The organism is Nocardioides potassii (assembly GCF_021648885.1).
GTDB classification, from domain to species: domain Bacteria; phylum Actinomycetota; class Actinomycetes; order Propionibacteriales; family Nocardioidaceae; genus Nocardioides; species Nocardioides potassii.
Map to the genome: position 1 here is coordinate 186,266 of NZ_JAKJHZ010000010.1, position 18,569 is coordinate 204,834.

The window sequence follows — 18,569 nt, forward strand, 5'->3', positions numbered from 1 at the left end:
CAACCATGCGCGCCAAAGCGGGCAGACGGTGTCGGGCGTGGGTCAGCCCGCGAGGTGGGCCCAGCGCGAGGACAGCTCGTGCCACGGACCGTGGTCGACCACGCGACCCGAGTCGAGCACGACGACCCGGTCGGCCTGGGCGAGCGCGGCGGCCTTACTGGTCGCACCGATCACGGCGGCCCCGCGTTCGCGCAGCGCTCGCCAGAGCTCGATCTCCGTGGTGGCGTCGAGCGCGGACGACACGTCGTCGGCCAGCAGGACGTCGGCCTCGGCGGCCAGCGCACGGGCGAGCGCCAGGCGCTGCACCTGGCCGCCCGAGAGGCGCACGCCGCGGTGTCCGACGAGCGAGTCCGGTCCGCCCGCCTCGGCGACGTCGCGGCCCATCCGCGAGGTCTCGAGCGCGGGCATCACGGGCCGGTCGTCGTGGTCGAGGGCCACGTTGTCGGTGAAGGTGCCGGACAGGACGCGCGGCACCTGCGCGACGTGGGCCACGCGAGCCGGACGCAGGGTGGTCTGCGGGTCGGTGACGACCTCGTCGTTCCACCGGATCTCGCCGGTGGTGCTGACGAGGCCGGCCAGCGCGCCGAGCAGGCTCGACTTCCCGGAGCCGACCTGGCCCAGCAGGAGCACCAGCTCGCCGGCCCCGACGGTCAGGTCGACGTCCTGCACGCCGAGGGTGCCGTCGTCGTGCACGGCGCTCAGCCCGTCGATCGTGAGCGTGCGGAGCGGGTCGCGCTGGGCTCGCGCCGGTGCGTCGGCGGTGCCGGCGGACAGGTCCATCCCAGCCGGCAGCCGCATCAGGTCACCGCCTCCGGCCAGTGCGCTGGTGGCGTGCATCCACGCCCGCACGCCGGGCGCCTCAGTGACGACCGCCCCGGCGACCCGGCCGAACCAGTCGAACCCGCTGACCGCGTTGGCGACGAGCAGGGCCGTCGCCAGGCCCCAGTGGCCGGACAGCAGGCCCGCCCAGGCGGCGACGACGCCGCACTGGACCATCACGACCGGCACGCCGTCGAGCAGCGACTGCACGCGGTGCTCGCGGACGGCCGCGTCGACGCGCCCGCCGTCGACCTCGCGCAGGTGGCGGTGGAGGTGGGGAGTGGCGGCGGCGAGCTTGACCGTGCGGATCGACTCGAGCGTGGACACGAGGGCCTGGCCGAAGCCGGCGCGGGCCGCCGAGGCCGCCGCGGCGGACCGGCCCGCGACCCGTCGCCCGAGCGAGGACGCGAGCGCGGAGGCGATCATCACGGCGAGCAGGACGGCTCCGGCGAGCCACGTGCCGGCGATGACGGCGGTGATGGTCGCGACCAGCAGGCCGTTGACGAAGTCGACCCATCGATCGGTGTAGCGGGCGATGCGGTCGGCGTCCATGGCGCGCGCGACGACCTCGCCCGGCGGCGTACGGACGAGCCGGCGCTGCTCGGTCTGGCCGGCGAGGACGGCGGCGCGGACACGCATCCGGGCCTCGACCCACCAGTGCGGGTAGGTCCAGAAGGCCTGTGACAGCAGGAGCGGGCCGATCATCAGGGAGAGCACCAGGGCGGCGAGCAGCAGCCCCGGGGACTCGTCACGCTGGAGGTCGGTGACGACGTGGCCCCAGACGAAGCCGGTGACGGCGCCGTAGGCACCGGTCAGGGAGGCGACGAGGAACAGCGAGGCCCCGAACAGGCCCCACTCCGGCTTGAGCCGGATGGTGTGCCAGACCTGGCGCATCAGCCCGAGCGGCGGGTCGACGTGGGGCGGCTCGGGCGGCGTCGTGCTGCGGCGCACGGAGCCGATCGAGGCGTCCTCGTGGTGGTGCTCCTCGATGACCACCTCGTGGGCGGCCGCGGCGAGGAGGTCGCGGAACGGACCGGGCTCGGACGCCAGGCGCTCGCGCGGTCCGTGCTGCACGACGCGCCCGGACTCGAGGACGGCGACCTGCTCGGCGCGCTCGGTGGTCGAGAGCCGGTGGGCGACGAGGATGCCGGTGCGTCCGGCGATGAGCCGGTCGGCGGCCCGCACCACGCGGGCCTCGGTGACCGGGTCCATCCGGGCGGTCGCCTCGTCGAGGACGACCACGCTGACGTCGCGGACCAGCAGGCGCGCGAACGCCACCAGCTGCTCCTCGCCCGCGGAGAGGCTGGTGCCCCCGGGCCCCAGCAGCGTGTCGAGACCCTCGGGCAGCCCGGCGACCCAGTCGGTCAGCCCGAGCTCGTCGACCGCTGCCGCGACCTGCTCGACCGGGGCGTCGCCGAAGAGCCGGATGTTGTCGGCGAGGGTGCCGGCGAGGATCTCGGTGCGCTGGGTGACGACGCCGACCTCGGCGCGCAGTCGCTGGAGGTCGAGGTCGCGCACGTCGACACCCCCGATGAACACGGACCCGCGCGGCGGCTCGACCGCGCGCGACAGCAGCGAGGCCAGGGTCGACTTGCCGGACCCGGTGCGTCCGACGAGCGCGCACGTGTGGCCGGCCGGGACCCGGAGGTCGACGTCCCGCAGGGCGAACGAGCCGGTGCCGTAGGAGAACTCCAGGCCGCGCAGCTCGACGTCCAGCGGGCCGTGGGGCAGGGACTGCCCGCCGACCGGCTCGGCCGCCACCGCGAGCATGCCGCGCAACCGCAGCACGGCGCCCATGCCCTCCTGCAGGTCGGGCAGGTGGCGGGCGAGCATGTCGACCTGGCCGACGAACATCGTGGTGACGAGGAAGAGGGTGACGAGCCGGGCGGTGGAGAGGTCACCACCGAGCACCAGTGCGGTGCCGATGAGCCCGGTCGCGGCCAGCACGCCGTGCAGCAGCGCGCCGCTGCGCCGGGTGACGCTGACCTCGATCTGCAGCACGCCGGTGAGGCGGCGGTGGATCTCCGCGGCGAGCTGGGCGTTGCGGCGCAGGACGTGGGCCTGGCCCAGGGACGTGCGGATGTCGTCGCGCGCGGCCACCCCCTCCTCGGTGGAGGCGGCGTGGTCGGTCCACGCGGCCTCCTCGAGCACCTTGCGCTCGGCGATCTGGGGGAGGAGCCGACGGATGGCGAACCACACCAGCACGCCGCACAGCGGGAACAGGAACGCCGCCGGCCACCACGTCACGCTGGCGACGATCCACAGCGGACCCGCCGACAGCACGGTGCGCAGGGCCATCCACACGCCCCAGCGCATGAGCTGGCCCACCTCCCAGGTGTCGTCGTCGATGCGGTCGAGCACCTCGCCGACCGCCTGCTCGGACAGCTCGGAGAGCGGTTGCGCCATCGCTGCGTCGATGAGGTCGGCGCGGAGCCGGCCCTCGGCGCGGTCCACGATGACGCCCCAGATGGTGCGGGCGGCGGTGTCGACGAAGGCGCCGCCCACCACGCACAGGGCGAGGAGGGTGACGAGCGTCTGGGTGGGGGTGTCGGCCAGGCGGCCGGCGACCACGCTACCGAGCGAGGACGCGACCGCGCCGACCAGCGCCATCACCAGGCAGACCACGGTCAGGGGACGGCGGACTCGCCGCCAGTCGACGGGCTGGCGGTCTGCGGGGAGCTCCGACGCGGGGGTGGTCGCGCCAGTGGAGCGGGAGGCTTCGGTGATCGTCACGGTGTCTTCAGGCTAGGTGGTGGGACCGACAGCGCGCGCCCGGTTTTCGGGAGTGGGCCGCACGTGGCAGGACCCCGGTCGCCGACGGCGACCGGGGTCCTGCTGGGGACGTAACTCAGACCTCGAACTGTCCAGCCTCGAGGCGCTTCTTGACCTCCTGCAGGAACCGGCCCGCGTCGGCGCCGTCGACCAGCCGGTGGTCGTAGGTCAGCGACAGGTGGACCATGTGGCGCACCGCGATCGTCTCGCCCAGGTTGGGGTCGTCGATCACGACGGCACGCTTGACGACTGCACCCGGGCCGAGGATCGCGACCTGCGGCTTGTTGATGATCGGGGTGTCGAAGAGCGCCCCGAAGCTGCCCAGGTTGGTGATCGTGAACGTGCCGCCCGACAGCTCGTCGGGGGTGATCTTGTTGGTGCGGGTGCGCTCGGCGACGTCGGCGATCTTCTTCGCCAGGCCGGCGATCGACAGGTCGCCCGCCTCCTTGACGACCGGCGTGAGCAGGCCCTTCTCGGTGTCGACCGCGAAGGCGATGTTCTCGCGGTCGAAGTAGGTCACCTCGCCCTTGTCGGTGTCGATCGCCGCGTTGAGCTTGGGGTGCAGCTTGAGCGCGTCGATCGCCGCCTTGGCGAAGAACGGCAGGTAGGTCAGCTTCACGCCCTCGCGCGCCAGGAAGTCGTTCTTAGACGCCTCCCGCAGGCGGGCGATCGCCGTGACGTCGACCTCCATGACCTGGGTGAGCTGGGCCGCCTCCTGCAGCGACTCGACCATGCGCGTGGCGATGACCTTGCGCAGGCGCGAGAGCGGCTCGGTCGTCCCGCGCAGCGGCGACGGCGCAGCCGACGACGGCGCGGCGGCGGCCGGCGGAGCACCCGCGGCAGCCGGTGCCGCCGCGGCGGGCGCGGCCGGTGCAGCAGGCGCGGCCTGCTGCTGCTGGGCAGCAGCGGCGTCGAGGACGTCCTGCTTGCGGATCCGGCCACCGACGCCGGTGCCGGTCACCGAGCCGAGGTCGACCCCGTGCTGGTCGGCCATCTTGCGCACCAGCGGCGTGACGTACGCCGTCTGGTCGCGGCCACCGTCACCCGAGGGCGACGACGGTGCCTGGGCGGCGGCGTCGGTGCGCTGCGGCTCGGGCTCGCCCTGCGGCGCGGGGGCGTAGGGCGCCTCGCCCTTGGCCTCCGGCTCCGCCTGCTGCGGCTCGTCCTGCTGCGAGCCTCGGGAGTCCTGCTTCGCCGACTCCGGGGTCTCGTCGCCGGGCGGGAGCTGACCGGTCTCCTCGACCGCCTGCTCCTCCTGCTCGGCCTTCTTCTCCGCCTGCTCCTCGTCCTTGGGCTGGGCCTCGGGCGTGGCCTGGGCGGGTGCGTCGTCGGCGGACCCGATCACGGCGAGCTCGGCGCCGACCTCGACGGTCTCGTCCTCCTCGGCCTTGATCTCGAGCAGCGTGCCCGCGACGGGCGAGGGGATCTCGGTGTCGACCTTGTCGGTCGAGACCTCGAGCAGCGGCTCGTCGACGGCGACCTCGTCGCCGACCTGCTTGAGCCAGCGGGTGACGGTCCCCTCGGTGACGGACTCACCGAGCGCCGGGAGCGTCACCGACGTACCGGAACCACCGGAGCCACCCGAGCCACCCGAGGAGCCGGAGTCGGCGGCCTTCTCGGCGGCCGGCTCCTCCTGCGCGGGGGCGTCGTCCTTCTCGGACTCGGGGGTCTCGTCGCCGGGCGGCAGCTCGCCGGTCTGCTCGGCGACCTGCTCCTCCTGCTCGGCCTTCTTCTCCGACTCCGCGTCGTCCTTCGGCTGGGCCTCGGGCTCGGCGGACTCGGTGGCGTCGCCCACGGACTCGCCCTCCTCGCCGATCACGCCCAGGACCGCACCGACCTCGACGGTGTCGTCCTCGTTGGCCTTGATCTCGAGCAGCGTGCCGGCGACCGGCGAGGGGATCTCGGTGTCGACCTTGTCGGTGGAGACCTCCAGCAGCGGCTCGTCGACGGCAACCGTGTCACCGACCTGCTTGAGCCAGCGGGTGACGGTGCCCTCGGTGACGGACTCGCCGAGTGCGGGGAGGGTGACTTCGGAGGCCATGTGGTTCCTTCGCTCGCGGATGGTGTCTGGGATTCGTGGATGGTCAGGAGTGGGCGTGCAGCGGCTTGCCGGCCAGGGCCAGGTGGGCCTCGCCGAGCGCCTCGTTCTGGGTGGGGTGCGCGTGCACGAGCGGCGCCACGTCCTCGGCGTGCGCCTCCCAGTTGTAGATCAGCTGCGCCTCGCCGATGAGCTCGCCGACGCGGTCTCCCACCATGTGGACGCCGAGGACGGGGCCGTCCTTCAGGCCGACGAGCTTCACGAAGCCCTGGGTCTGGAGGATCTGGCTCTTGCCGTTGCCGCCGAGGTCGTAGGTGATGGTGGTGACGTCGTCGCCGTGGAGCTCGCGGGCGCGCGCCTCGTCGAGGCCGACCGACGCGATCTCGGGGTGGGAGTACGTCACCCGCGGGATGCCGGACTCGTCGACCGGGCGGGGGTCGCGGCCGGCGATGTCCTCGGCGACGAAGATGCCCTGCTGGAAGCCACGGTGGGCGAGCTGGAAACCGGGGACGATGTCGCCGACGGCGCGGACGCCCTCGACGTTGGTGCGGCAGCGCTCGTCGGCGAGCACGAAGCCACGCTCCATCGCGATGCCCTGCTCGGCGTAGCCGAGGCCATCGGTGGCCGGGCCACGGCCGACGGCGACGAGGAGGACCTCGGCCTCGATGACGTCGCCGCCCTCGACGGTGACGGCGACACCGCTGTCGGTGTGCTTGACGCTCTGGAAGGGCGTGCCGGTGAAGAAGTTGATCCCGCGCTTGCGGAAGGCGCGCTCGAGCGCCTTGGAGGACGCCTCGTCCTCGGCGGCCACGAGCCGTGGCAGCGCCTCGATGATCGTGACGTCGCTTCCGAACGACCTCCACACGCTGGCGAACTCGCAGCCGATGACGCCACCGCCGAGGACGATCGCGGAGGCGGGGACGCGGTCGAGCCGCAGGGCGTGCTCGGAGGTGATGACGCGCGTGCCGTCGACCTCCAGGCCGGGGAGCGTACGGCTGTAGGAGCCGGACGCGAGGACGACGTGGGTGCCCGTGTGCTCGGTGCCGTCGACGGTCACCGTGCGCGGTCCCGTCAGGGTGCCGGTGCCCTCGATGACGGTGATGCCGCGGGACTTGATCAGGCCGGTGAGGCCCCTGAACAGTCGGTCGACGACCTTGTCCTTGTAGGCGTTGACGGCCGGCATGTCGACGCCCTCCAGGCTCGTCCGGACGCCGAACTGCCCGGCCTCGCGCGCGGAGTCGGCGACCTCGGCCGCGTGGAGCAGCGCCTTCGTCGGGATGCAGCCCACGTGGAGGCAGGTGCCGCCGAGGTTGCCCTTCTCGACCAGTCCGACCGTCAGGCCCAGCTGGGCCGCTCGCAGGGCGCAGGCGTAGCCGCCCGAACCTGCCCCGAGGACGAGGACGTCGAACTGCGCCACAGGCTTTCCTCCCGATGCTCGGACTCGATGGGCCGCGTCTCCCGGATGCGGCTCGCCCATCCTTGCACTTGTTCGTTGGGCGGCGTGAGGGGTGTCCCGGCAGAATGTCCGCCATGGGCATGTTCGACCGATTCCGGCGCAGTGGGCGCGTACGACGCCCCGCGCGGGACGCCGCACGCACCGGCTCCACCACCGTCCGGGCCTCCGACGGCGAGGACGTCCGGCACCTCGAGCAGTTCGTGGCGAGCAGGCAGGGCGTCGAGGGCTTCGTCGAGCCGCGCACGGCCGTCAGCGACGTGACGCTGCTGCTCGTCGCGCATGACGGTGAGTGGACGCGCAGGCGCGTGCCGAGCGTGAAGTGGGCCCACGACTTCGCCAACCGTCACCGCGTGCCGTCGTACGATGCCGCCGTGGTCGGCGTGCCGCAGCGGATGCGCGACTACAACGCGCGCAAGAAGGCCCAGGGACTCTGAGCGGCCTCTAGCCCGCCATCGAGCGGGCCAGCTCGACCAGCGTGGTCACGCCGAATCCGGTGGCACCGCTCGGGACGTGGCCGTAGGGCGCGCCGGTGTTGATCTCCTTGCCGGCGATGTCGAGGTGGGCCCACGGCAGGCCGCCGGTGAACTCGCGCAGGAACGCCGAGGCGTAGAGCCCACCGCCCCACCGCACCCAGTCGTGCTGGAGGAGGTCGGCGACCTTCGAGGAGCTGATCCGCTCCTTCATCTCCTCGGGGATCGGCATCCGCCAGTGCTGCTCGCCGGCTGCGACGCCGGCCGCCAGCACCGCAGCGACCTCGTCGTCGGTGCCCATGACGGCTCCGACCTTGTCGCCGAGCGCGAGCTGCATGTGGCCGGTCAGGGTGGCGATGTCGACGACGACGTCGGGCTCGTCCCCGACGGCCATCGAGAGCGCGTCGCCGAGCAGCATCCGGCCCTCGGCGTCGGTGTTGGCGATCTCGACGGTCGTCCCGCCGTGCATGGTGATGACGTCGCCGGGGCGCGTCGCGGTGCCGGACACCATGTTCTCCGCCATCGGGGCGTAGGTCGTCACCCTGAGCGGCAGCCCGAGGCGGGCGATGGCGAGCGTGGCGGCGACGACGCTGGCGGCGCCCGCCATGTCGCCCTTCATGTGGAGCATGCTCGAGGACGGCTTGATCGTCAGGCCACCTGAGTCGAAGGTGACGCCCTTGCCGATGAGCGCGAGGTGCGCCTTCGCGCCCCTGGGGGCGTAGGACAGCCGCACCAGGCGCGGCGGCGCGGCGCTGGAGCTGCCGACGCTGAGGATGCCGCCGCAGCCCATCTCGGCGAGCTGCTCGTGGTCGAAGACCTCGAGCTTGACCTTGGGGGCGCCGCGGCCCTTGGTGACCTCCTTGTGTGCCTTCGTCACCAGGTCGGCCAGCAGCGGGGGAGTGCAGTCGCGCGGCGGGGTGTTGACCCAGTCGCGGGTCAGTGCGACCGCGTCGGCGAGCACCTCGGCGCGCGCCAGGGCGTCGGTCGCCTCGCTGCGCCGGGCGATCGGGGTCAGCACGACGACGTCCGCGGGCTCGGTGGTCTCGGACCTGCTGCTCTTGTAGGCGGTGAACGCATAGCTGCCGAGGCGGTGCCCCTCGACGACCGCCGCCACCAGCTCGGGGGTCTCGCTCGGCAGGGCGAGGGCGACCGACGCGGCGTTGGGCACGCTGCGCGCCGCGACGCCCGCCGCACGCCGTACGGCGATAGGGTCGGCGGGGTCGGGACCGAGCCCCACGAAGACCAGCAGTGGCGCGTTGACCTCGTCGCGCGTCGGCGCCTTCACGGCCTCTCCGGCCTTGCCGGTCACGCCCATCGTCGACAGGAACGCGCCCAGCCGGCGGCCGTGGGCCTTGCTCACGTCCTCGGCCGCGTCGCAGAGCCGCGGGCCCTTGTCGCTCGCGACGACCCCCACGACCACGGCGTCGGCTCGGGTCTTCGCGGGGCTGGCACTGCGCAGGGAGTACGAGGTCACCCGGGGCATGTTAGGGGAGTCCGGGAGCCTCGGAGCGCTGCGGTAGGTTGCGCGACATGGCAGGAACGCTCAAGCAGTCGCCCCTCCACGACCGCCACGAGGCGCTCGGAGCGAAGTTCGCCGAGTTCGGCGGATGGTCCATGCCGCTGGAGTACTCGACCGGTGTCGTGAAGGAGCACACGGCGGTCCGCGAGGCCGTCGGCATCTTCGACGTGAGTCACCTCGGCAAGGCGATGGTGTCGGGCCCCGGTGCCGCCGACTTCGTCAACGCGACCCTGTCCAACGACCTCGCGAAGATCGCTCCGGGCAAGGCGCAGTACACCCTGTGCCTCGACGAGTCCGGCGGCATCGTCGACGACCTCATCGCCTACTGGCACGACGACGAGCACGTGCTCCTGATCCCCAATGCGGCCAACACCGCCGAGGTGGTCCGCCGCCTGAGGGAGGCGGCGCCGGAGGGCGTCAAGGTGGTCGACCACCACGACGACTACGCCGTCCTCGCCGTCCAGGGCACCCGCTCCGACGAGGTGCTGCAGAAGGTCGGTCTGCCGACCGGCCACGACTACATGTCCTTCGTCGAGGCCGAGCTCGGTGACTCCGGCGTCGGGGTCGTCGTCTGCCGCACCGGCTACACCGGTGAGCGGGGCTACGAGCTGGTGGTCGTCAACGACGCCGCCGGCGACCTGTGGGACCAGCTGATAGCAGCGGGGGAGGAGTGGGGCATCACCGCCGCCGGCCTGGGTGCCCGCGACACGCTCCGCACCGAGATGGGCTATCCCCTCCACGGCCAGGACATCAGCCTCGACACCAACCCGGTCGAGGCCGGGCTCTCCTGGGCGGTCGGCTGGAAGAAGGACGCCTTCTGGGGACGTGACGCGGTCCTGCGGGTGAAGGAGGAGGGCCCGAGGCGCCGCCTGCGCGGTCTGGTCGCGGTGGGTCGTGGCATCCCGCGCCCCGGCATGGGGGTGACGCTCACCCACGACGTGCCCCTCGCCGACATCACCTCGGGCACGTTCTCCCCGACGCTCAAGAAGGGCATCGGCATGGCGCTGATCCCCACGATGGTCGCCGAGGACGCCCAGGTCGGCGTCGACGTCCGCGGGCGCCGCGAGATCTTCCAGCTGGTCAAGCCGCCGTTCGTCGACACGTCGGTGCGGGAGTCCTGATGCTGCCGGGCCAGCCACCGACCTTCCGCCCGCCGTCGGCCGCCGAGCGCCCGTGGTGGTGGCGGCTCGAGGACGCCGACGGTGCCGAGGTGGTCCTGCCGCAGCACTCCGAGCAGCGGTTCGGCACACAGGGCGACGCCGAGTCCTGGGTGGGCGAGGTCTGGCCCGACCTCGCCGAGCAGGGCGTCGCCGCGGTGACCCTGTTCGAGCACGAGCGACTGGTCTACGGGCCGATGTCGCTCAGCGCCTGACTCCATCCGCCACCGGGCGCCGCTCCGAAGGGCAGACATGGTGAGGGGCGACGGGGCCGACTACGCGACGTACGTCGACGCGCGCTGGCCCGACCTCGTCGGCGGTCTCGAGGACGAGGGCGTGTCGCCCGAGGACGCCCGCCTCGCGGTCGCGGACACGTTGCTGGCCGCTCGCAGTGGCTGGGCGCGGCGGGTGCGCGAGGAGCAGGTGGACGTCTCCCTCTGGGCGGAGGTGCGCGAGCGCGCGGGCCTGCCGCCACGGCCCGGCGAGGCGGCACCCCACGCCGTACGTCCCTTCGACCTCGACGACGCCCCCCAGCCGTGGCTCGCGCGGGCCGAGCACGTCCGCAGCGCTCGCCGGTGGCGCGGCGTGCGCCGCGGCGCGGTCGGCCTGGCTGTCCTCGGCCTGCTCGCCGCCGGCTGGGCGTGGTGGGCCGCCCGGCCCGAGACGCCCGAGGTGCGCAAGGAGGCCAACCCGCTGCCCGTCGTCTGGTACGCCGGGGGCGACCTGCACCTCGAGGACGTCGTCGTGACGCTGCCCGGCATCGACGAGTTCGTTGCCGTCGGGCCCGACGTGGCGGCACGGATGGACTCGGGCGACCTGGTCCGGATCGCGGCGGACGGCAGCGTGGGAACGCTCGACCAGGCGCCTCCCGCGCTCACGTCGGTGACACCGGCCCCGGCCTACGAGCCCCCGGGCCGGTACGACGTCGAGCTCCAGAGCGCCCCGCTGCCCGGCGGCGGGTGGGCCTACCTGATCGACTCCTCGCGCCGCGACGGCTCGCAGGACGGCGTACGGCAGTCGGAGACCGGCCGGCGGGCGCTCGTCGCGTGCCCGACCCGGTCGACGTGCGCGGAGCCGGTCACGATCGTGGGTGCCGACGGGGCGATCCGGTTGCGGTGAGGGCACCGGGCGCACACGTGTCCGAGAAATGGCCCTTGAAAGAGGCGTTCGAGGGCCATCTCTCGGACACGTGTGCGGGTCTCGACACGCCCCGGCGTTCCTCGCGGGCTGCTCGACCCACGAGCGGACACCCGACGTAGGGTCGCGGCTCGTGGCTGAGGCACTGTGGGCGGACGTGGCCGACGACTACGAGCGGAGCTTCGCGGGGCTGTGTGCCGGTGCGATCCCCGTGATGGTCGACGGGCTGCCGCGCGGTGCCCGGCTCCTCGACGTCGGGTGCGGCACGGGTGCGCTGGTGGCCGCGGCGCGCGAGGCCGGCCTGGACGCGATCGGGGTCGAGCCGGACGTTGCGATGGCGGCGCTCGCGGGGAGGAGGCTCGGGGAGGACGTCGTGGTCGCCGGGCTTCCCGACCTGCCGCTGGCCGATGACGGCTTCGAGGTGGTGACGGCGAGCTTCGTGCTCAACCACGTCGACCACCCGCGCGCGGCCGCTCGCGAGCTGGCGCGGGTCGCGGCACCGGGAGGCGTCGTACGCGCCACCATCTGGGGCCGCACGCCGCCACCGCAGGCGGTGATGTGGAACGGCCTCCTGGACGAGGCCGGTGCCGTACGGCCGGAGGTGCCGCGACTGCCCGAGGTCCGCGACTTCGACCGCTCGCCGGACGGGCTCGCCGACCTGCTCGGCGAGGCCGGGCTGGCGGTCACGCGCGCCGGCACGTCCGCATGGCGCTGGACGGTCGCGCCCGACGACCTGTGGGCCGGCCTCACGGCGGTCGGCAGCTCCGGTGTGACCTGGCGGGCCCAGTCCGCGGACGTCCAGGCCCGCCTGCGGACGGCGTACGACGCCGTGGCTCGGGACGGGGTGCTCGGCTTCGACGTCGAGTGCGTCTCGGTCGAGGCGCGCGTCCCGCGGGGCTGAGCCCGGAAGTCGTAGAGTCGCCCCGTGCGCGCCTACCTCGACCTGCTCCAGCGGATCCTCGACGAGGGCGTGGAGAAGTCCGATCGCACCGGCACCGGCACGCTGAGCGTCTTCGGCCACCAGATGCGCTTCGACCTGGCCGAGGGCTTCCCGCTGGTGACGACCAAGAAGGTGCACACGCGGTCGGTGTTCGGCGAGCTGCTGTGGTTCCTGCGTGGCGACACCAACGTGAAGTGGCTGCAGGACCGCGGCATCACGATCTGGGACGAGTGGGCCGACGAGAACGGCGACCTCGGTCCCGTCTACGGCTACCAGTGGCGCTCGTGGCCGACGCCCGACGGCCGCCACGTCGACCAGGTCGCCCGGCTCGTCGAGGGCATCCGCACCAAGCCCGACTCGCGTCGCCACATCGTCTCGGCCTGGAACGTCGCCGATGTCGACGACATGGCCCTGCCGCCGTGCCACACGCTCTTCCAGTTCTACGTCGCCGAGGGCAGGCTCAGCTGCCAGCTCTACCAGCGCTCGGCCGACACCTTCCTCGGCGTGCCCTTCAACATCGCCTCCTACGCGCTCCTGACGCACATGGTCGCCCAGGCGACCGGGCTCGAGGTGGGGGAGTTCGTCCACACGATGGGCGACGCGCACCTCTACCTCAACCACGTCGAGCAGGCCCGTCTCCAGCTCTCGCGCGACCCGCGCCCGCTCCCGCGACTGGTGCTCAACCCCGACATCACCGAGATCGACGGCTTCGACCTCGAGGACATCGCGGTCGAGGGCTACGACCCGCACCCGGGCATCAAGGCACCGATCGCCGTCTGAACGTCTCGATGAGCCAACGTCTCGACCAGCGGGTGGTGCTCGTCGCCGCGCACGCGCGCAACCGCGTCATCGGCAACGCCGGCGAGATCCCGTGGCACCTGCCCCACGACTTCGCCCACTTCAAGCGGGAGACGCTCGGCCACACGCTCGTGATGGGCCGACGGACGTGGGACTCCATCGGACGTCCGCTGCCGGGGCGCGCGACGATCGTGGTCACGCGCGACGCATCGTTCGACCCGGGCTTCGAGCGCGTGCAGGTCGCACACTCGCTGGAGGAGGCGTTCGACCTCGCGGCGGCACTGCCCGGTGACGTGATGGTCGCCGGGGGTGGCGAGATCTACGCCCTGGCGCTGCCCCACGCGACGCACCAGGTGCTGACCGAGGTCGACCTGGCGCCGCCGGGAGACGCGTTCTACCCGGAGTTCCCGGCCAGCGAGTGGGTGGAGGTACGACGCGAGGTGGGCGAGGGCTGCCAGTGGACCTGGCTCGAGCGGCTGGACCCCGCCGCTTGAACCTGACTGTCAATCCCTCCTCCGGCGTGCCGCCCTTCGAGCAGGTCCGCGAGGGCATCCGCGCCCAGGTGGACTCCGGGACGCTCGAGCCCGGGTTCCGCCTGCCGCCGGTCCGGTCGCTGGCCACCGATCTCGGCCTCGCGGCCAACACCGTCGCTCGCGCCTACAAGGAGCTCGAGGCGCTCGGAGTCGTCGAGACGCGTGGCCGCGCCGGCACCTTCGTGAGCGGCGGAGGTGTGTCCTCGGCGGTCCGCGCCGCCGCGTCGTCGTACGTCGCCACGGTGCGCACGCTGGGCCTCGACGACCGCGACGCCCTGGCTGCCGTACGACGCGCGCTCGAGGTGTGAGCGGCACCACCCCGCCGCGGTGACGGAGACGGAATGATCCGTGGGCGGTGCCCGTTGTGATGGGCAGCTGACTCCGCATCATGCCCCCGGGCCTCACCCCTTGCCGCTACGAGCGGCCTTTCGCCGAGAGGCGGCTGACGGATCAGCGAGCAGCATCACGCAGCCACCCGCGGGTAAGCCCCGGCCAGGGTGGCTGCGTGCTGTCCGGGGTGGGCTGCGATCCTCGGGGCATGGACGTGGAGGTCGACCCCGAGCGGCACATCGTCGTCGCGGCGATCGCCCTCGTGCGAGACGGGTGCGTGCTCACGGTGCGCAAGCGCGGGACCGAGCGGTTCATGCTCGTCGGCGGCAAGCTCGAGCCGGGGGAGTCGGCGCGCGAGGCGGCCCTCCGGGAGACCCGCGAGGAGGTGGGCCTGCACCTCGACGACGCGACGCTGCTCGGCGAGTTCCTCTCCGAGGCGGCCAACGAGCCGGGCCACACGCTGCACTCGACGGTGTTCCTCGTGGAGTCCGACGCCGAGCCGGTGGCGTCCGCCGAGATCGCCGAGGTGCGCTGGACACCACTGCGTGACCACCCGGACGACCTCGCCCCGATGCTGGAGCACCACGTGCTGCCGGCGCTGGTTCGTCAAGGATTTACCAAGGCCTGAACTGGTTACCAACCTCTGAACCGAGGGTGACTCGGCTGTCACCCTGACGTGCATCCCTGCTCCGTACCAATGAGGTCTGGCCCTGTGGGGGGCCGCTGATCCAGAAGCAAGAGGGTGCACCGTCGTGGGTGTTCGGTCGTTCCATGTCCTTTTCGCGCGCGTTCTCGTCGTGGCAGCACTCGCTGTCGCGGGCGTCACCGTGCCCGGTCCCGCCCCGTCGAGCGCATCGACGGGCCTGCTCGACGCCGCCTGCTCGCCGCTCCTGGCGCAGCCGACGCGGCTGGCGACAGCGCTCGAGTCGGGCCTCAGCGCGGCCGTCGTACGGCTGCTCAACAGCCTGACGGCGGAGCAGGTCGAGCACCTGGCTGACGACCCCAGCAGCTGGGTCGACGAGTGCGGCCGGGTCTTCGTCGCGGACGAGGCGGTCGCGTCCTCGCAGCAGGTCACGGCGGACGCGGCCCCGTCCGACGCGGTGCCCGCCGACGTGTTCGACCTGTCGTCGCGCCCGGGCTCGCCGCGCACCGTCTACCTCGACTTCGACGGGGCGACCTACTCGGGCACCCGCTGGAACAACGGCGCGACGATCGTGTCGCCGGCCTACTCCATCGACGGCGACCCGACGACCTTCAACGACGTCGAGCGCGCGCAGGTCTACCTGGCCTGGCGGACCGTCGCGGAGGACTACGCGCCCTTCGACGTCAACGTGACCACGCTCCGCCCGGACCCGTTGGCCCTCAGCCGGACGTCGAGCACCGACCCGACCTACGGCATGCCCGTCGTCATCAGCCCGACCAACTCGGTGGGGTCGGGATGCGGCTGCGGCGGCCTCTCCTACGTCGGGGTCTTCGGTGCCGTCAACGCGACGTCGTACCAGCCGTCGTGGATCTTCACCAACGGCTCCGGCACCGGGGGCTACGACATGGGCCAGATCATCAGCCACGAGGTCGGGCACACCCTCGGGCTGAGCCACGACGGCACCAGCCAGACCTCCTACTACGCCGGGGCGAAGGGCTGGGGCCCGATCATGGGCGCGTCCTACGGCCGGCGCGCGTCGCACTGGTCGAGCGGGGAGTACGCCGACGCGAACAACACCGAGGACGACGTCGCGATCATCGCGCGGACGGCCCCCGTGCTCGCCGACGACCACGCCAACGGGCTCGCAGGCGCCACCCCGCTGACCCCCGGGTCGCCGGTCGCCGGGACGATCACGACGCGGACCGACACCGATGCCTTCTCCTTCAGCGCCTGGAGCCGTACGGCGGTGAGCGTCGCGGGGCCGGCGGGGTTCTCCAACACCGACGTGCGGCTCACCATCCTCACACCGTCAGGCGCCCCCGTCGCCACGGTCGACCCGACCGCCGACGTCGCGGACGACGGGTCGATGTCGGCGACCTGGCAGGTCGACCTGCCCGCCTCGCCGGCCGGCTACGTCGCGGTCGTCGACGGCACGGGCTACGGAGCGCCGTCCGACGCCGGCCGCTACAGCGACTACGGCTCCCTCGGGACCTACACCGTGTCGTTGTCGACCGGCGGCAGCACCGCCAAGCCGCTGTCGAGCCCGAGCGGCACGACCGGGGCGACGACGGCGGCCATCGGCTTCGTGACGACGAGGCTGCCGCGGGCGCGGGCCGGCTCGGTCTACCGCGCGGCCATCCGGTTCCGCGGACCGGTGTCGGAGGCGCGGGTGGACTGGCGGCTGCCGCGCGGGCTGACCTGGAAGGTGCGCGGCGACCGGATCCTGATCCGCGGTCGGGTGCGGGCGTCGTCGGCCGGCAGGTTCGCAACGGTGCTCTCGGGCCAGGGCGGATCCGTACGACGCGTCTTCCGCCTGGTCGTGCGCTAGCGAGGGGCCAGCACGTCGAGCTCGTCACCCCAGCCGTCGATCATGTCGGTCGTGCGTGTGTGCCCGCGCCATTCGTCGTACGACGCGCACACGGCACGCACCCGGGTGAACGTCTCGCGGACGGCCGCAGGGTCGCCGGCGAGGGTGCGGTCGAGGAGACCGAGCAGCACGTCGGCCGGCCAGTCCTCGACCGGGTGGTGCCTCAGCTCCCACGGGAGGTACTTGTTGTAGGGGCGCACCCGGCCCGCGATGGAGAACACCACGTCGAGCAGCCACGGCACGGACTCGGCCGCGTCCAGGCGGGCCTCGACCGACCGGCCGTCGCGGTCGTTCTTCAGCGCGCGGTAGGCGAAGTTGATCCAGCCGTCGAGCCGGTCGTGGTCGATGAGGATCGAGTCGGCCTCCTCCGGCGCGACCACGGCCTGGCGGCGAGCAGCGTCACTCAGCTCACCGCCCGTCCGGTCGAGCAGGACCGGGGCGTGCGCGTAGGTCCACCGGAACCACCAGCCCTCGGTGCCGAACGCAGGCACGTCGACGAGCTCGGACCAGGAGTCCACGGCCTCGTCCACCTCGGCGGAGTGGACCGTGCTCCGGGTCGCGGCCGCCTCGTCCGTCAGCACGACCACGACGTCCACGTCGGAGCGCTCGGTGGCGTAGTCGCGCCCGGCCGAGCCGCTGAGCAGGATGCCGAGCAGGTCGTCGCCGTGGGCGGCGTGGTTGCGCTCGGCCAGGGCGGTCAGGGTGGCCCGCTGGTCGGGGGTGAGCCAGGCGGGCAGCGTGAGGTCGGCAGTCACTTCGGCGGGAGCGTCCGGACGAAGGTCGCGCCGCGGTGCACCCACTGCTCGAGCCGTGCGTCGTCGGTGAGGGCGGCGGAGGCCACCAGCAGCCAGCCGACCATCTCGCGCCCGCGCATCTCCATCGGCCGGACGGTGTCCCCGTCGAGCAGGTGCTCGCCCTCCGCGGGGTCGACGCGCACCATCAACGCGCCGGTGCTGCCCGCGGCGACCGCCAGGTGACCGTCGAGCATGAAGCCGAGGCCGCCGAACATCTTCTTCGACGTCCAGCCCTCCTCGCCGTCGACCACGGCGTGGATCCGCTGCGCCAGCCCCTCGTCGTACGCCATGGCCCGACCGTAGACCACCCCTCCGACAGCGGTCGCGGCTCGGCGACGCGGGCGACACGGAGCCGGGGCGATAACCTGTCCGGCATGAGCTCGGAAGCCCCGTTCGGTCGTCTCCTCACGGCGATGGCCACCGCGTTCCACGAGGACGGCAGCGTCGACCTCGACGGCACCGCGGCGATCGCGGCCCACCTCGTCGCCCACGGCAACGACGGTGTCGTCGTCAGCGGTACGACGGGGGAGAGTCCCACGACCTCGGTCGCGGAGGACGGCGAGATCCTGCGCGCCGTCCAGGACGCCGTCGGCGACCGCGCGGTCGTGGTCGCGGGGGTCGGGACCAACGCCACGGCCCACTCCGTCGAGCTCGCACGCCAGGCGGAGAAGGTCGGCGTCGACGGGGTGCTGCTGGTCAGCCCCTACTACAACAAGCCCGGCCAGGTCGGGCTCCAGCACCACTTCTCGAGCGTGGTCGAGGCCACCGACCTCCCCGTCATGCTCTACGACGTCCCCGGCCGCACCGCGAGCCTGATCGAGCTGCCGACCTACGAGGCGATGCGCCGCTACGACCACGTCGTGTCGGTGAAGGAGGCCTCCGGCCTGCTGGCCCGCACGGCGCAGCTCGTCGACCTCGGCTACTCGGTCTACTCCGGCGACGACGTCAACACGCTCGGCTACCTCGCCTACGGCGGCGTCGGCCTGGTGTCCGTCGTCGCGCACGCGGCGGGCGACCAGCTCAAGGCGATGCTCGACGCGTGGGCCGCCGGCGACACCGCGGAGGCGCTGCGCATCCACACCTCGCTGCTTCCCGCGTTCGACGCCGTGATGGGCGTCCCCAACTACGGAGCCACCACCGCCAAGGCAGCCCTCGAGCTGCTCGGCGTGCTCGACAACCGCCGCGTCCGCGGCCCACTGGTCGCCCTGGACGACGACGAGGTCGCTGCGCTGCGCGCCGGCCTCGCCGCCGCCGGCCTCCTGTGACATCCACGTCCTGACCAACTGCAGAGGAATC

At 72.9% G+C, this 18,569-nt stretch carries 17 protein-coding genes; 11 read left to right on the forward strand and 6 right to left on the reverse strand.

The features are described from left to right. Nucleotides 1-42: 42 nt before the first annotated feature. The 3 genes from L2K70_RS17080 to lpdA form a co-directional block, all read right to left on the reverse strand. Nucleotides 43-3,552 (reverse strand): ATP-binding cassette domain-containing protein, encoded by a 3,510-nt coding sequence (locus tag L2K70_RS17080; RefSeq protein WP_236404136.1) that lies wholly within the window; start codon nt 3,550-3,552, stop codon nt 43-45. Nucleotides 3,553-3,667: 115 nt separating this feature from the next. Then, entirely contained in the window at nt 3,668-5,632 is a 1,965-nt protein-coding gene (gene sucB / locus L2K70_RS17085) for a 2-oxoglutarate dehydrogenase, E2 component, dihydrolipoamide succinyltransferase (RefSeq protein WP_236404143.1), read from the reverse strand. Between the two features lie 43 nt (nt 5,633-5,675). After that, nucleotides 5,676-7,046: a dihydrolipoyl dehydrogenase gene (gene lpdA, locus L2K70_RS17090; RefSeq protein ID WP_236404144.1), complete on the reverse strand. Its 1,371-nt coding sequence runs from the start codon at nt 7,044-7,046 to the stop codon at nt 5,676-5,678. A 113-nt stretch (nt 7,047-7,159) separates the two neighbouring features. On the opposite strand from lpdA, the gene L2K70_RS17095 reads away from it, so the two are divergent. Continuing rightward, on the forward strand, nt 7,160-7,519 hold the full coding sequence (locus L2K70_RS17095) for a hypothetical protein (protein ID WP_236404147.1): 360 nt from the start codon (nt 7,160-7,162) through the stop codon (nt 7,517-7,519). Nucleotides 7,520-7,526: 7 nt separating this feature from the next. Here the strand turns inward: L2K70_RS17095 and L2K70_RS17100 are convergent, their stop codons facing one another. Continuing rightward, on the reverse strand, nt 7,527-9,038 hold the full coding sequence (locus L2K70_RS17100) for a leucyl aminopeptidase (protein WP_236404162.1): 1,512 nt from the start codon (nt 9,036-9,038) through the stop codon (nt 7,527-7,529). 47 nt (nt 9,039-9,085) lie between these two features. On the opposite strand from L2K70_RS17100, the gene gcvT reads away from it, so the two are divergent. The 9 genes from gcvT (at nt 9,086) to L2K70_RS21775 (ending at nt 16,440) form a co-directional block, all read left to right on the forward strand. Then, a complete protein-coding gene (gene gcvT / locus L2K70_RS17105) occupies nt 9,086-10,195 on the forward strand; it encodes a glycine cleavage system aminomethyltransferase GcvT (RefSeq protein WP_236404164.1) in 1,110 nt (369 codons plus the stop codon). Further along, nucleotides 10,195-10,446, forward strand: coding sequence for a hypothetical protein (locus L2K70_RS17110; RefSeq protein WP_236404173.1), 252 nt, complete (start codon nt 10,195-10,197; stop codon nt 10,444-10,446). Before gcvT ends, L2K70_RS17110 begins: the two co-directional genes overlap by 1 nt. Nucleotides 10,447-10,483: 37 nt before the next feature. Next, a complete protein-coding gene (locus L2K70_RS17115) occupies nt 10,484-11,350 on the forward strand; it encodes a hypothetical protein (RefSeq protein ID WP_236404175.1) in 867 nt (288 codons plus the stop codon). Nucleotides 11,351-11,501: 151 nt separating this feature from the next. Continuing rightward, nucleotides 11,502-12,269: a class I SAM-dependent methyltransferase gene (locus L2K70_RS17120; RefSeq protein WP_236404184.1), complete on the forward strand. Its 768-nt coding sequence runs from the start codon at nt 11,502-11,504 to the stop codon at nt 12,267-12,269. Between the two features lie 24 nt (nt 12,270-12,293). Continuing rightward, nucleotides 12,294-13,088: a thymidylate synthase gene (locus L2K70_RS17125; RefSeq protein WP_236404187.1), complete on the forward strand. Its 795-nt coding sequence runs from the start codon at nt 12,294-12,296 to the stop codon at nt 13,086-13,088. Between the two features lie 8 nt (nt 13,089-13,096). Beyond that, on the forward strand, nt 13,097-13,600 hold the full coding sequence (locus tag L2K70_RS17130; RefSeq protein WP_236404194.1) for a dihydrofolate reductase: 504 nt from the start codon (nt 13,097-13,099) through the stop codon (nt 13,598-13,600). Beyond that, nucleotides 13,597-13,947 (forward strand): GntR family transcriptional regulator, encoded by a 351-nt coding sequence (locus L2K70_RS17135; protein ID WP_236404221.1) that lies wholly within the window; start codon nt 13,597-13,599, stop codon nt 13,945-13,947. The genes L2K70_RS17130 and L2K70_RS17135 overlap by 4 nt, the downstream gene beginning before the upstream one ends. A gap of 230 nt (nt 13,948-14,177) precedes the next feature. Next, on the forward strand, nt 14,178-14,597 hold the full coding sequence (locus L2K70_RS17140) for an NUDIX hydrolase (RefSeq protein ID WP_236404224.1): 420 nt from the start codon (nt 14,178-14,180) through the stop codon (nt 14,595-14,597). Between the two features lie 169 nt (nt 14,598-14,766). Beyond that, a complete protein-coding gene (locus tag L2K70_RS21775; RefSeq protein WP_236404227.1) occupies nt 14,767-16,440 on the forward strand; it encodes a zinc metalloprotease in 1,674 nt (557 codons plus the stop codon). Here L2K70_RS21775 and L2K70_RS17150 read toward each other — a convergent pair. Both L2K70_RS17150 and L2K70_RS17155 read right to left on the reverse strand, forming a co-directional pair. Further along, nucleotides 16,437-17,234 carry a hypothetical protein gene (locus tag L2K70_RS17150; protein ID WP_236404229.1) on the reverse strand — a complete coding sequence of 266 codons (798 nt, stop codon included), beginning with the start codon at nt 17,232-17,234 and terminating at the stop codon, nt 16,437-16,439. The two genes, L2K70_RS21775 and L2K70_RS17150, sit on opposite strands and share 4 nt — an antisense overlap. Beyond that, on the reverse strand, nt 17,231-17,563 hold the full coding sequence (locus tag L2K70_RS17155; RefSeq protein ID WP_236404231.1) for a TfoX/Sxy family protein: 333 nt from the start codon (nt 17,561-17,563) through the stop codon (nt 17,231-17,233). The genes L2K70_RS17150 and L2K70_RS17155 overlap by 4 nt, the downstream gene beginning before the upstream one ends. A gap of 84 nt (nt 17,564-17,647) precedes the next feature. Here L2K70_RS17155 and dapA point away from each other — a divergent pair, with 84 nt between their 5' ends. After that, nucleotides 17,648-18,538 (forward strand): 4-hydroxy-tetrahydrodipicolinate synthase, encoded by an 891-nt coding sequence (dapA, locus tag L2K70_RS17160; protein ID WP_236404233.1) that lies wholly within the window; start codon nt 17,648-17,650, stop codon nt 18,536-18,538. Nucleotides 18,539-18,569 lie beyond the last annotated feature (31 nt).